Here is a 12,772-nt window from a genome sequence, read left to right on the forward strand (position 1 = left end):
CGATCACGCGCCCGAGGACACCCCGAGCTCCGCCCGGACGAAGTGGACCACGCCGTCCGCGGCCGCCTCGATCTCGGACAGGCACACCTCGAAGTCGCGGGAACCGCCGTACCAGGGGTCGGCGATGTCTAGCTCGTCCTCGGGGAAGTCTGCGACCGATGGATCGAACGACCGGTACATCCGGATCGTGGCGTCGCCCCCGACGCGTCCCGCGAGGTCGCGCAGCCCGCGCGCGTGCCGGGTGGTCATGGCGAGGATCAGATCCCGCGAACGGACGTCATCGGTGGTCACCTGGCGTGCCCGGTGCCCGTCACCCGTGGGGTAGCCGCGCTCCGCGAGGACCGCACGGGCACGCCGGTCGACCGGGTTGCCGTGCTCCTCGTCGCTCACTCCGGACGAGTCCACCACGACGGCGTCGCCCAGGCCCGCGGCCTCGAAGCGGTCCCGGAGCACGATCTCGGCCATCGGGGACCTGCAGATGTTTCCCGTACAGACGGTCATCACGCGGTAGGCAGTCACGTGCACATTCTCCCTGGCAGCTGGGGTTCGATCTGCCGGGCCTGGACGCGGCCCCGGCGTGGGGCAGGGGAAAGCCCGCGGGGCGACTTGCGTCAGCCGTGCTGGACGAGGGCACGGCACCCGCGGGCTCCGGTGGTCGCGAGAAACTCGCCACCATTGTCCCGTTGCGCCTGAGCAGATCAGGAAGGCCCCGTGCTGAGCCCTCCGACCGCCGTCGGCGCGAAACGCATACGCGTCACGCGACTAGCGCGCGACCACCTCATGGGTCCGATGTGAAATCACTACTCGGATCACCTCCCTTCTCATGTGCCCACGAACCTACGCTTTGCGGCGGCCGGCGCACAGGTTTTTTCCTCGCGGCGAAATCTGTAGCCCCGAGCACCGGCCCGAGCGACGACTTTTGGAGCTCTGCTCCGTCTGCCCTGTATGACCACCATCACCGCCGACGCCTTCACGACGTCGGCCGACGGCACCCGGATCGCGTACGACCTGACCGGTCCCACACCCGGTCTGGCGCCCGCGATAGTGGTGGTCGACGGCGTGCTCGCCCACCGCTTGCCCATCACGCTGGCCGTGGCGTCGGAGCTCCGTGATCGTGCGACGACGCTGCGGTACGACCGGCGGGGTCGAGGCGGGAGCGGAGACACGGTGCCCTATAGCGTGGACCGGGAGGTCGACGACATCGCCGCGCTGCTGGAGGTCACGGGCCCGGCGGCGCTGCTGGGTATCTCCTCGGGGGTGTTCCTGGCGCTACGCGCGGCGGCCGATCTCGGCACCGGGGTCACCGGCGTCCTCTGTTACGAGCCGACGTACGACGTGTCGAGCGGGGAACCACCTGCCGACCCACGGATGATCGCGGGGGTCGAGGCCTGCATCGAGGTGGGCGACCCGGGCAGCGCGGTCGAGCTGTTCCTCGACGTCGTCGGGATGCCCTGCCGGCTGCTGCCGCGGATGCGGGCGTCGGCGTCGTGGGCGAGCCTCGAGGCGATAGCGGCGACGATCGCCTACGACGGGCGGATCCTCGCGGGCGTCGCGCTGGGCCGAAGGGCCCTGATGCGCCGGTGGGACGTGATCACTCAGCCGGTCCTGGTCGCCGACGGCGCCGCGAGCGCCTCGGCGGTATCCGCGGCCGCCGACTCGCTGGCGGCGGTGCTCCCGGCGGCACGTCGGGTGACCCTGCCCGGGCAGGGGACCGACGTGCCGCCGGAGGCGATGGCGGAGGCGGTAGCACGCCTCCTCGACCTCAGTCGGTGAGCTGTGCTCGCGTCTGGTCGACCGGGGCGAGCTCGGGCTCGGTGCCGAGCCCGGTCACGCCGGCGGTCGGGCCGCCGAGCGCGTTGACGGCCGGAGCGTCGGGGGCGACCGCGTCGAGCTCGACACGGTCGTACTTCACGTACTGGTGGAAGACCTGACCGTCGGACCGGTCGGTGATGCGCCACCGGCCACCCACGCGCACCGACTGCGGGGCCTCGGAGTACGCGCCGAAGACGCCGCACCCGTTGGGGTCGAGTGCCACGCCGTTCGAGATGTGGTCGTCCATCTCCTGGCCCTCACCGGGGTAGACGCGCCCGTTGCTGCCGATGAACTGCACGGACACGTCACCGGTCGGGTGGTAGCCCGGCGCGGCGCAGACGAAGACGCCGACGGCGAGGTAGCCCGCGAAGTCGTCGTAGGACTCGCCGATCACGGCGCTGTAGTTCCAGAGGGCGAACACCTGGTTCGCCTGGAACGGCGACGACGTCGAGGACCGGACCCACATGTAGGTGCGGTTGCTGGTGTCCTTGCCGGCCATGTTCGACACGACCACGCGGAACCGGTTGAGCTCGTGGGCCGTCTTGGCGGTGAACCGGTACGTGGAGCTGTTCGAACCGACGTTGCTCCAGGCGCCGCTCGCCGGCGTCCAGCGCTGCCACTGGTACTTCAGGCCGCCGCCGGTGGCCGACACCTTGAGCGTCACGGTGCGGCCCGGCGTCGTGTCCACGTAGCGCGTCGGGTGGGTCGTCACGTCCGGGCGGCTGATGCCGAGCGGCCACTTCACGGTGTTCGTAGCGGCGCTGCGGCGGGTGGCCGGCAGATACGCGTACTTGCGGCCGACGATCTCGACGGAGATGTTCTTGCCGTGCTCCGCACGCGTGAGCTTGTAGGTGCGGCTCGTGGCGCCCGGGATCGGCCGGCCCTCGGCCCGCCACTGGTAGGTGACCACGGACGGCGTCGGCGACCAGGTGCCGCGGTTCGCGGTCAGGGTCTGGCCGACGCGGAGCGTGCCGCTGATCGTCGGGGAGGACGCCCGGTCGAACGGCTTCTTGACGACGGAGGCCGCCGACGTGATGCTCTTCGTCGTGTAGCCGGGCTTGGACCCGGTCACCGTGACCGTGAGCTGGTCACCGTGCAGGCGTGACGGGATGCGGTAGTTCCGGCTGGTCGCGCCCGAGATCGGGTTGCCGTTCGCCTTCCAGCGGTACGTCAGGGACGCCTCAGGGGAGAAGTGGCCGGTCGTGGCGCCGACGAGGCCCCCGACCTTGACGGTGCCGTTGATCTTCGGCGTCGTCGTGGTGAAGGAGGCCTTCGCGACCGTGGCGGACGCGCTGTAGACGGTCTTGGGGGCGTACCCCTCCTTCGTCCCGGTCACCGCGAGACGCAGCGTCTTGCCGGCGTGGGCGGCCTGCGGGATGAACGTGGACGTGGTGGCGACCGTGGCGCCGTCGATCTGCCACCCGTAGGCGAGCGCGGTGCCCTCGGTCCAGACGCCGGCCTGGGCGGCGAGCGTGGAGCCGACCTTGACCGTGCCGGAGATCCTTGCCGTGCCGGCCACCAGCTCGCCTTCGGCCACAGGTCCGACGGCGGGCGCGGCGACGGGGTCGCTCGTGGCGCCGGCCGTGGTCGCGGCGACCCTGCCGATCACGTACTTGCCCAGGTGTGCGGGCAGCACGGTGATGGACGCGTCGGTCGCACCCTCGACGAGTACGTCGGCGTCGTCGAGCACCGCGTCGTCGCTGAGCAGCCAGGAGTAGGCGCGGCTCTCGGGCTCGGGCGCCCAGGTACCGCCGGTCTCGTCGAGGGTGAGCTCGGAGCCCACCGCCGCGACACCGTCGACCTCGGTGGTCCCGGTGAAGACCGGTGCGTCGGCCGTCTCCGCGGCTGATGCGGGCACCGCGACGAGTGGCGTGGCGATCAGGGTGAGTGCGGCGAGCGATGCGCTGGCGCGCCAACGCCGAGCGGAGCTCCGAAAGGGTACGGCGAGCGCACGAGGAGCATCACCGAGGGGCGTGGGGTTCATGGGGGTCCTTCGCGATCCGTGACAGGACGTGGCGCGCCGGGACCGTCGTCGGCGCCCCGGGCTTCGCGAACGTAGCGCGCAGCGAACCCGTCCGGAAAGCAACATCTGCCAGGAATCGGCGGAACTCCGTCGGAGTTCACCCTCCACTTCACCCGCTGTGCGGCCGGTCCGGGGTGCCGAACCGGCCGGGCAGCCCTCAGAACGGCCGACGCGCCGTGACCAGGATGCGCGGCGCCTCGTCGACGAGCTCGTTGCCCGTCGCGAAGTGCATGTGCAGCGCGCGGAGCCCCGCCTCGTGCCGTGCGACGGCGGCCGGGCTGAGCTCGGAGAGCTCCGGCACCTGCCACGCGGCCATTCGCAGGTACCAGAGCACGGACGACAGGTCCTTGAACGTGCGCGTGCCCGCGTACTCCTTCGCCTCGACGATCTCCAAGCCGGACGCGACGAGCCCGTCCGAGATGACATCGATCGTCACGCCGTCCGGGTCCCAGCCGAGCGGCACCCCGAGCGCGCGATTCAGTGCGATGCCGTCGCGCGTGTCCACCTGCTCGGTGAGTAAGGTCCCGCCCGGCTCCAGCACGCGGCCGGCCTCGTCGGGGTCGATCGTGCTGAACCGGCTGAGCACCACGCTGTACTGGCCGTCGAAGAACGGCAGCAGCATGTCGCCCGTCCAGGACGGCTCCGCTCGGCGCACGTCCACGCCGAGCGGCTCCAGGCGGCGTCGGGCGGCGAGGAAGGCCGGGCCCGTCTCCGTGGCCGCCGAACCGCTGGGAAGCGGGCCGAGGCCCGCGAAGAAGTCGCCGTTGCCGGTGCCGATGTCGAGCACGGCACCCCGGGACTTGAGCACGATTTTTCGGGCGAGAGCTGGGTAGTCCCACTCCGGCGAGTCGATCGTGAGACGGTCGTCGACGGGCGAGTCGTCGAGACCTCCCGTGAACAGCGCTGCGGGGGTCGAAGGGGTCGCAGGGGCGTTGCGCGCCCATTCGATGTGGTCCTCGAACGGCGCGTCCGGCGCCGGAGCTGGGGCGATCGAGACGTCAAGCATGGTGCAGATTGTGGCGCAAAGTTGGACCAACGGGTTAACACAGTCGCGAACTCGACCGGAGGTGTCGCTCCAATGCTGGACCGGATCCGTGGAAATCGAGCTTCACCTGCAGAGACGCCAGCTCCGTTGCGCGTGGTCGGGCTCATGTCCGGCACCTCCCACGACGCCGTGGACGCCGCCGCGGTCGAGCTCCGGCTCGTCGGCGACACCCTGATGCTCACACTGCTCGGGCATCTCTCCGCCCCTTACCCGCAGCGACTCCGGTCGGAGCTCGTCGCAGCTCTGCCACCCGCGCCGACCACCTTGGAGACCGTGTGCCGGCTCGACACCGGAATCGGGCAGATCTTCGCCGACGTCGCCACCCGCGCCGTGGCCGAGCTCTGCGCAGGCCGCGCCGACCTCGTCGTCTCGCACGGGCAGACGGTCTTCCACTGGACCGCCGACGACGGCGTGCGCGGCACCCTGCAGATCGGCGAGCCCGCCTGGATCGCCGAGGCAACGGGGTTGCCTGTCGTCTCCGGCCTGCGGACGCGCGACGTCGCCGCGGGCGGCCAGGGCGCTCCCTTGGTCGGGCTGTTCGACGCGCTGTGGCTCGCCGGCCGGCCCGGCTCCGCCGTCGCGCTCAACCTGGGCGGCATCGCGAACGTGACGGTGCTGCGGGGGACGGTCGAGCCTCACTCACTGTTGGTCGAGCCTGTCGAGACCCCGCTCGCCTTCGACACCGGCCCCGCCTGCGCGCTGCTCGACGCCGCGACGCGGCACGTCACGAACGGGCGCCAGGCCTTCGATGCCGACGGCGCTCTCGCCGCCCGCGGCCGCGTGCTCCCCGATCTGCTGGACCGACTGCTCGACGAGCCGTACTACACACGCCCGGCACCGAAGTCGACCGGCAAGGAACTCTTCCACCTGGACTACCTGCTGGCTCGCCTGGGGCCGCTGCAGCCGACGCCCGAGGACCTGCTCGCCACCCTCGTGGCGCTCACCGCCCGCACCGTGGCCGACGCCGTCCGGGGCACCGCCACCGAAGTCGTCGCCTCGGGCGGGGGTACGCGCAACCCCGTGCTGATGGCGGCGCTCCGGCAGGAGCTGCCGGACGTCGCCGTCCGGACCTCCGACGAGCTGGGCGTGCCGACCCAGGCCAAGGAGGCGCTGGCCTTCGCGGTGCTCGGCTGGCACACCTGGTACGGCCTGCCCGGCGTGCTGCCGGGCGCCACGGGCGCGAGGCACCCGAGCGTGCTCGGCTCCGTGACGCCGGGCGCGGACGGGCGGTTCCCGCCAGGCCGGGCCGCCGCCGTCGGGCAGCCGAGCCGGCTGGAGCTCCGCGACGGGGCCTGAGCTGCTGGAACATCGCCGGGTGAAGTACGGGGCGGACGCCCCGATCTCGGCGAAAACGCAGGTGTGCGGCCGATACAGTCACGCGACTTGTCGTTCCGCGCATGGACCATGCGCCTCTTCTGCTGGAGCGCTCAATGCCGACCCCACATCTTCGGCGATTCCTTCCTTCGGCCCGCCGGGCCTGTGCGTCGCTGGTGGCGTCCGGGCTGGTGCTCGCGCTCGCCACGACGACCGCCGGCGCAGCGCCTGCCGAGGCGGGGCAGGTGCCGTCAAGCCCTGCAGTGGCGACGACGAACGCGACGGCCGAGCCGGCTCGGACCATCGTGGCAGTGAACGGCTCGGCGTCGTGGCGGACAGGGACCGAGTTCGTCCCGTTCGTCGTCAACGTCCGCACAGTCGAGGGGGCCCCGACCACCTCCGGGTACGTACAAATCCGTAACCCTACGACCGGCGAGCACCTCTATCACACTTCTCACGGCGAAGGCGAACAGTCGCTCGAGGTGTCAGACCTGGCGCCCGGCGACCACGAGCTGGTGGTACAGCACTTCGCGGACGACGGGACGGCTTCGTCGGAACCGCTCGTCTACCCGGTCACCGTCCTCCCGCCGTCTCCGACGAGGACCACGGCGACGATCGTCAACGAGACGGTGCACTATCAGAACCAGATCGACGTCGAGGCGCATGTCGAGACTCTGGACGGTTCACCTGTCGAGTGCGGGTCGCTCGTCGCGGAACTGACTGACGGGACGGATCTCGGAGAACTGACACAGGGCTGTTCGCAGACCTCTTCGCTCGAGCTCTCGGGGATGGCCCACACGTTCGATCTCGCGCCGGGTACATATCAGGTGATCGTCCGCTGGGAGGGAACGCACCCGGCTGATTCCGGTTCGGCAACCGCCGGGCCGACACTCGTGTCGCAGACGGGTCCATTGCCGGTCACGATCCGCAGGGCCGGGACCACGACGATCGTCTCGGGCATCACGGAGGACGTCGCGACCGGCAAGGTCCGCATAGACGTCGACGTGAATGGGCCGGACCCGGCCCTCGGTGGGCCCGGGAAGATCGTCCTGAGCATCAATGGCGCCGACGTCGCCACCCAGGCCACCGACAAGCTGGACGGCGCCTCGTTCGTGCTCGACACCGCGACCCTCCCCTACGGGATGCTCATCGTGGGTGCGCGCTACACGGGGTCGGCTTGGCACGCGCCCAGCCAGGCCATGACGGGTTGGGAGCACACCCAGAAGATCTTCTTCGCTCCGAATCCCACGGTCAGCGGCACGGCGCAGGTGGGCTCCACGCTCGTCGCAGGGACCGGCACCTGGTCCCCGGAGCCGATGATCATCACGTACTCGTGGCAAGCGAACGGAGCGATGATCGCGGGCGCGACGAACTCGACCCTCAAGGTTCCCGCTTCGGCCGTAGGCAAGCGGATCACCGTCCGGGCGACCGGCACGCGCCCTGGTTACCCGACGAAATCGATGACCAGCGCGCCGACAGCCGTGGTGGTCCCAGGCGCCTTCAAGGCGCCACAGCCGACGGTCACCGGAACAGCGAAGGTCGGCAAGACGCTCACGGTGAGCCGGGGAACGTGGTCGCCCACGCCGTCGTCCGTGAAGTACGTCTGGAAGGCGAACGGGGTCACCATCTCGACCCGGACCACCAACACCTTCGTGGTGCCGGCGTCGGCGAAGGGACGGCGGCTGACCGTCACAGTGACCGGTTCCAGTGCTGGTTACACGACGAAGTCCGTCACCAGCGAGCAGACTGCGGTGATCGCGCCCGGGACGTTCACCGCGTCGCGCCCCACCATCACCGGGACGAAGCGCGTCGGGTACACCCTGACCGTCAGCAAGGGCACCTGGTCGCCCGCGCCGTCGTCTGTCACGTACGTCTGGAAGGCGAGCGGCGTGAAGATCGCCACGCGGACGAGCAACCGGTTCGTGATCCCGGCATCCGCACGCGGAAAGCGCCTGACGGTCACGGTGATCGGTTCCCGCACCGGCTACACGACCAGGTCCGTCACGAGCGACCGCACAGCGACCATCCGCTGACCTCCGGCCCAACTACCCCACATCCGTTCGCGCGCATGGACCATGCGCCCTCCTCTCCTGGAGTACCCGATGGCGCTTTCAGCCCTCCGACCGTTTCTTCCGGCTGCCCGGCAGACATGCTCGTCCGTGCTGGCGTCCGGCCTCGTCCTCGGCCTGGCCGTGACGACGGTCGGTGCGGCTCCCGCCCAGGCCACTGAGGCGGCGTCGAGTGCCGTTTCCACGGCCCTCACCGAGCCGCTCGACCCGACATTCGTCCAAGAGGGCATGCCCAGCCCGCACGGCGGGCAGGTGGTGATGTGGGGAGACCGGGACTGGGCGTATCAGCCGGGCATGAACACTGTTCCCGCGGCACTGCCCGACGGCGTCGAGGCAACCGCGATCTCCTCTTACAGCAGCGAGCTCCTCGTGCTGCGTAGCGACGGACTCGTCGACGGGTACGACTCTTCCGGTGCGCTCGACCCACCCGCGCCGCCCGCAGGAATCTCGTACACGGCGATCTCCGCGAGCGCTGAACGGCTCCTACGGTCTGACGGAGTGGTCGTCGACACTTCCGGAAATGTCGTGCTCACTCCGCCGCCCGGCACGGTGTACACAGCGGTATCCGGGTTCGATGCCCTGAGGTCCGACGGCGTCATTGCTCCGCTCAGTGGTGACGGCGCCAGGTGTGCAGACGGACGCCGGCCGGGTCCGGGACTCCGGTACACGGCGATAAGCAGCTTTCCCGACTACCCGGTCTGGGCAGCACTCCGATCCGACGGCGCCCTGGTCTACTGCGCCAAGTCCGGCGAGACGGTCGTGACGAAGCCGACTGCGGGCACCCGCTTCGTCGGCGTCGACCAGTCCGAGGACGAGATCCTCGCCGCCACGTCGGACGGTCGGATCGTGGCGGTCCTAGGCGCGCAGCCGCCGGCGGTGCCGGACGGCCGCTCGGTCGTGTCACTGGCTGCGATGGGTGCCGGGCAGGGCGCCGCGGTCCTGGACGACGGGTCGATCCTCAGGTGGGGGCTGAGCGGCGAGGGCAGCGAGCTCCCGGCGCTGCCGGCCGAGCGGGCGGTGTACTCGGCCGTCGAGAACGGGGCGTACAACAGTCATCGCTGGGCGATCATGGTCGGCGATCCGATCCCGGTCGAGGTGACCGCGGACGTCGCGGAACCGGCGGACAGGCCGCTCCGAGTCACGGACGACCTGCTTGTCGATGTGACTGTTCACACCGCGGACGGGACTGCTGCGTTCGGGCACGTCTCGGCCCGGACGACCGGTCCAGAGGGGATCGAGGACCGATCGCCCAGGCGACACACGCTGACCGGAGCCGCCAGGATCGCTTTCAACACGTTCCTGGATCCCGGTGATGGGGTGGGCACTTGGGACGTGTCGGCAGTTTTCACAGGATCGCCTTTCGCGACCACGACGGCGACGACATCAGCCGACATGGCAGAGCCGAGCCCGGTACGGATCGTGACTTCCGGGCCCACGACATGGCGTGAGACCGCCAACGAGGGCACGCTCTGCTTCGACGTGGAGTCAGAGGACGGCTCGCCGTTGTGGTGGAGCGCCGGGTCCGCGTTGAGCGTGGAGGAGGACCCGACCAAGAGCATCAGCGGCGGGTTCTCGGGTCAGGAGTGCGTCAACAGCCTCCCCCTCGAACCAGGGAGCTGGACCGTGGCCTTCGACTACAGCGGCTGGGGTGCGATCGATCGTGGCGAGTGGAGAGGGACTGTCGTCGTGCGGGAGCCGGCGGTCAGCACGCTGCGGGTCGATCTGCCGACGACTTGGCGCTACGGCCAGATCCCCGACGAGATCCCGTTCACCGTGGACGCGGAGGAACTCTCCGCACGAGGGATCGTGCGGCTGGAGCTCAACGGCCAGTACGCGACCGGTGCGATGGTCGAGGGCGGCAAAGGTGTGTTCGAGACGTGGGCGGAGCTGGTGCCTGGTACGCACCACTACCTCTTCGAGTACGAGGGAGGCTTCGGTGCCCTCCCGTCGAGCTACCAGCAGACGGTCACGGTGCAGCCGGCGCTGTTCACAGCTGCAGCACCGACCGTGAGCGGCACTGCAAAGGTCGGGGCAACGCTGACCGCAGAGCGCGGCACCTGGGCGCCCGAGCCGACGGGCGTCCAGCACGTCTGGAAGGCCGACGGTGCCGTGATCAAGGAGGCGACCAGCTCCATGCTGACGGTGCCAGCTTCCGCGTTGGGCAAGAACATCACGGTCACCGTGATCGGTGAGCGGAGGTATCACACGACGCTGTCAAAGACGAGCGCCCCCACCGCCGTCGTCGCGCCCGGGTCCTTCGCCGCCCCGCGGCCGACCGTCACCGGCACGGCCAAGGTCGGCAAGACCCTGACGGTGAGCCGCGGGACGTGGTCGCCCACGCCGTCGTCGGTGAAGTACGTGTGGAAGGCGAACGGAGTCACGATCTCGACACGAACCACGAACACGTTCGTCGTGCCGGCGTCGGCGAAGAGCAAGCGCCTGACCGTCACGGTGATCGGTTCACGGGCCGGGTACACGACGAGGTCGGTGACGAGCGCCGCGACCGCAACGGTCGCGCCCGGGACCTTCACGGCGCCACGTCCGACGATCACGGGCACCAAGCGCGTCGGATCGACCCTGACCGTCAGCAAGGGCACCTGGTCGCCGGCGCCGTCGTCGGTCACGTACGTCTGGAAGGCGAGCGGCGTGAAGATCGCCACGCGGACGAGCAACCGGTTCGTGATCCCGGCATCGGCCCGTGGAAAGCGCCTGACGGTCACGGTGGTCGGATCCCGCACGGGCTACACGACCAGGTCCGTCACGAGCGACCGCACGGCGACGATCCGCTGACCGCCGGCTGAAGCAACGGGTCGGCCCATCGGCCTGTCATACCTCACCCGACGTGTCAGACGTACAGGTCACTCCGGTGACCTGTACGTCTGACAATTCGGGGAGGGTCTGACAACTCGGCCCGGTCACGACGAAGGCCCCGGCTCAATGAGCCGGGGCCTTTCGTATCAACGTGCGCGAGGGGGGAGTTGAACCCCCACGCCCTTTCGGGCACACGGACCTGAACCGTGCGCGTCTGCCTATTCCGCCACTCGCGCGCTGCTGGATGAGGCTAGCACGGCACGGAGGCCCGCTCCGAATCCAATAACGGTGAAGTGGTTCACGTCCTGCCGCAGGTCTAGTAGCGTGCGGATCCGCCCACACCTCTCCTCACCGCGCCACCTGAGGGAAGATCGGAGAAGATCCGCAGGACATCCACAGTATTGGAGTCTGCGGGGACCTACCGGTCTATACGATCTAGGTAGTCTGCCCGGCGCAGACCCTGGAAGGAGGTGGCATGGGCGCCCTGGACCGCTTCGAGAAGAGCGTGGAGCGCATGATGAACAACGCGTTCGCCAAGGTGGGACGTGGCGAAGTGAAGCCCGTCGAACTGGCGAGCAGGCTGCGGCGTGAGCTGGACGACCGTGCCGCGGTCGTCGGCCGCGACCGTACCGTCGCACCGAACGAGTTCACCATCGAGCTCGCTCCCGACGACTTCGCCCAGATCGAGGCGTGGGGTGCACAGACTCTCGCCGACGAGCTCGCGTCCAACATCACGGCGTACGCCGCGACGCAGCACTACGCGTTCGTAGGCCCCGTGAGCGTGACGTTCGACGAGCAGTACGAGCTGGTACCCGGCCGCTTCACCGTGCGGTCGCGCAGCGTGCAGGGGAGCGTCGCCCCGGCGACGTCCGGCGCGCCGACCGGCCGGCACCCGCTCATCGACATCGATGGCCAGCGATACCTGCTCACCGGACCCGTGACCGTCATCGGACGCGACGCCGAGGCGGACATCGTGGTGGACGACCCGGGTGTCTCCCGGCGTCACCTCGAGATCCGCGTGACACCCGACGGTGTCGTCGCGACCGACATGGGCTCGACGAACGGCCTGTACGTGGAGGGCCATCAGGTCCCGGCCGCGACGCTGCTCGACGGCAACACGATGACCATCGGCCGTACCCGCATCATGTTCTGGACCGGCAGTGCATCCGGTGCAGACAACGAGGACTGGTGAAGAACCCGACATGAGCGAGCTGACGTTCACCCTGCTTCGGCTGGGCTACCTCGTGCTGCTGTGGGTGTTCGTGCTCTCCGCTGTCGCCGTTCTCCGGCGCGACCTGGCGGGACCACGCACAGCCAGCAGCCGACGGCGCCGGCCGGAGCTCGCGGGGCCGGCCCCGGCGGCGGCCCCGGGCGGTGGCGCACCGCGCGCCCCCCAGCGGGGTGGTCCGTCACGACTCGTCGTGGTGGCCGGCCCGCTCACGGGGACGACCATCCCGCTCACCTCGTCCGGCGTCCTGATCGGGCGTGCGCCAAGCTGCACCCTCGTGCTCGACGACGACTACTCGTCGTCGCGCCATGCACGGATCTTCCCCCAGGGCGGCCAGTGGTTCGTGGAGGACCTCGGCTCCACGAACGGCACCTACATCGGCGAGGAGCGGGTGCAGGGGATCATCCCGCTCGCCCCGGGTGTAGGTGTGCAGATCGGACAGTCCGTCGTCGAGCTCCAGGGATGACCAT

9 protein-coding genes and 1 tRNA gene are annotated in these 12,772 nt (G+C 69.9%); 6 read left to right on the top strand and 4 right to left on the bottom strand.

Annotated features, from left to right (window positions below; all coding sequences use genetic code 11):
• Positions 1 to 3 precede the first annotated feature (3 nt).
• Positions 4 to 501 carry a low molecular weight protein-tyrosine-phosphatase gene (locus EW117_RS25250; RefSeq protein WP_129789523.1) on the bottom strand — a complete coding sequence of 166 codons (498 nt, stop codon included), beginning with the start codon at positions 499 to 501 and terminating at the stop codon, positions 4 to 6.
• Between the two features lie 444 nt (positions 502 to 945).
• Here EW117_RS25250 and EW117_RS25255 point away from each other — a divergent pair, with 444 nt between their 5' ends.
• The gene (locus EW117_RS25255; protein WP_129789493.1) at positions 946 to 1,773 is read left to right on the top strand and encodes an alpha/beta hydrolase; all 828 of its coding nucleotides are present in this window, start codon (positions 946 to 948) and stop codon (positions 1,771 to 1,773) included.
• On the opposite strand, the gene EW117_RS25260 is transcribed toward EW117_RS25255, so the two are convergent.
• Both EW117_RS25260 and EW117_RS25265 read right to left on the bottom strand, forming a co-directional pair.
• Positions 1,763 to 3,796 (bottom strand): hypothetical protein, encoded by a 2,034-nt coding sequence (locus EW117_RS25260; protein WP_129789494.1) that lies wholly within the window; start codon positions 3,794 to 3,796, stop codon positions 1,763 to 1,765. The genes EW117_RS25255 and EW117_RS25260 overlap by 11 nt on opposite strands.
• A 196-nt stretch (positions 3,797 to 3,992) precedes the next feature.
• Positions 3,993 to 4,841: a class I SAM-dependent methyltransferase gene (locus EW117_RS25265; RefSeq protein ID WP_129789495.1), complete on the bottom strand. Its 849-nt coding sequence runs from the start codon at positions 4,839 to 4,841 to the stop codon at positions 3,993 to 3,995.
• Positions 4,842 to 4,913: 72 nt separating this feature from the next.
• Between EW117_RS25265 and EW117_RS25270 the strand changes: the two genes are divergently transcribed.
• The 3 genes from EW117_RS25270 (at position 4,914) to EW117_RS25280 (ending at position 11,053) form a co-directional block, all read left to right on the top strand.
• A complete protein-coding gene (locus tag EW117_RS25270) occupies positions 4,914 to 6,176 on the top strand; it encodes an anhydro-N-acetylmuramic acid kinase (protein ID WP_207212039.1) in 1,263 nt (420 codons plus the stop codon).
• Positions 6,177 to 6,310: 134 nt separating this feature from the next.
• Complete coding sequence (locus EW117_RS25275) at positions 6,311 to 8,227, top strand: hypothetical protein (protein WP_129789497.1); 1,917 nt, start codon at positions 6,311 to 6,313, stop codon at positions 8,225 to 8,227.
• A gap of 69 nt (positions 8,228 to 8,296) precedes the next feature.
• The gene (locus EW117_RS25280) at positions 8,297 to 11,053 is read left to right on the top strand and encodes a hypothetical protein (protein WP_129789498.1); all 2,757 of its coding nucleotides are present in this window, start codon (positions 8,297 to 8,299) and stop codon (positions 11,051 to 11,053) included.
• A gap of 173 nt (positions 11,054 to 11,226) precedes the next feature.
• Here EW117_RS25280 and EW117_RS25285 read toward each other — a convergent pair.
• Positions 11,227 to 11,310, bottom strand: a tRNA-Leu gene (locus EW117_RS25285).
• A gap of 239 nt (positions 11,311 to 11,549) precedes the next feature.
• Between EW117_RS25285 and EW117_RS25290 the strand changes: the two genes are divergently transcribed.
• Both EW117_RS25290 and EW117_RS25295 read left to right on the top strand, forming a co-directional pair.
• Complete coding sequence (locus EW117_RS25290) at positions 11,550 to 12,266, top strand: FhaA domain-containing protein (RefSeq protein WP_020017306.1); 717 nt, start codon at positions 11,550 to 11,552, stop codon at positions 12,264 to 12,266.
• Between the two features lie 10 nt (positions 12,267 to 12,276).
• Positions 12,277 to 12,768, top strand: a complete 492-nt coding sequence (locus EW117_RS25295; protein ID WP_129789499.1) for an FHA domain-containing protein FhaB/FipA — start codon at positions 12,277 to 12,279, stop codon at positions 12,766 to 12,768.
• The last annotated feature ends 4 nt before the right edge of the window (positions 12,769 to 12,772 follow it).

Source organism: Promicromonospora panici (genome assembly GCF_900608595.1).
In the GTDB taxonomy this organism is placed as follows: domain Bacteria; phylum Actinomycetota; class Actinomycetes; order Actinomycetales; family Cellulomonadaceae; genus Promicromonospora; species Promicromonospora panici.

Bases quoted from the DNA above. Each gene is read 5' to 3' on its own strand.
- EW117_RS25250 (WP_129789523.1), bottom strand. From the start codon at position 501: ATGACCGTCTGTACGGGAAACATCTGCAGGTCCCCGATGGCCGAGATC.
- EW117_RS25255 (WP_129789493.1), top strand. From the start codon at position 946: ATGACCACCATCACCGCCGACGCCTTCACGACGTCGGCCGACGGCACC.
- EW117_RS25260 (WP_129789494.1), bottom strand. From the start codon at position 3,796: ATGAACCCCACGCCCCTCGGTGATGCTCCTCGTGCGCTCGCCGTACCC.
- EW117_RS25265 (WP_129789495.1), bottom strand. From the start codon at position 4,841: ATGCTTGACGTCTCGATCGCCCCAGCTCCGGCGCCGGACGCGCCGTTC.
- EW117_RS25270 (WP_207212039.1), top strand. From the start codon at position 4,914: ATGCTGGACCGGATCCGTGGAAATCGAGCTTCACCTGCAGAGACGCCA.
- EW117_RS25275 (WP_129789497.1), top strand. From the start codon at position 6,311: ATGCCGACCCCACATCTTCGGCGATTCCTTCCTTCGGCCCGCCGGGCC.
- EW117_RS25280 (WP_129789498.1), top strand. From the start codon at position 8,297: ATGGCGCTTTCAGCCCTCCGACCGTTTCTTCCGGCTGCCCGGCAGACA.
- EW117_RS25290 (WP_020017306.1), top strand. From the start codon at position 11,550: ATGGGCGCCCTGGACCGCTTCGAGAAGAGCGTGGAGCGCATGATGAAC.
- EW117_RS25295 (WP_129789499.1), top strand. From the start codon at position 12,277: ATGAGCGAGCTGACGTTCACCCTGCTTCGGCTGGGCTACCTCGTGCTG.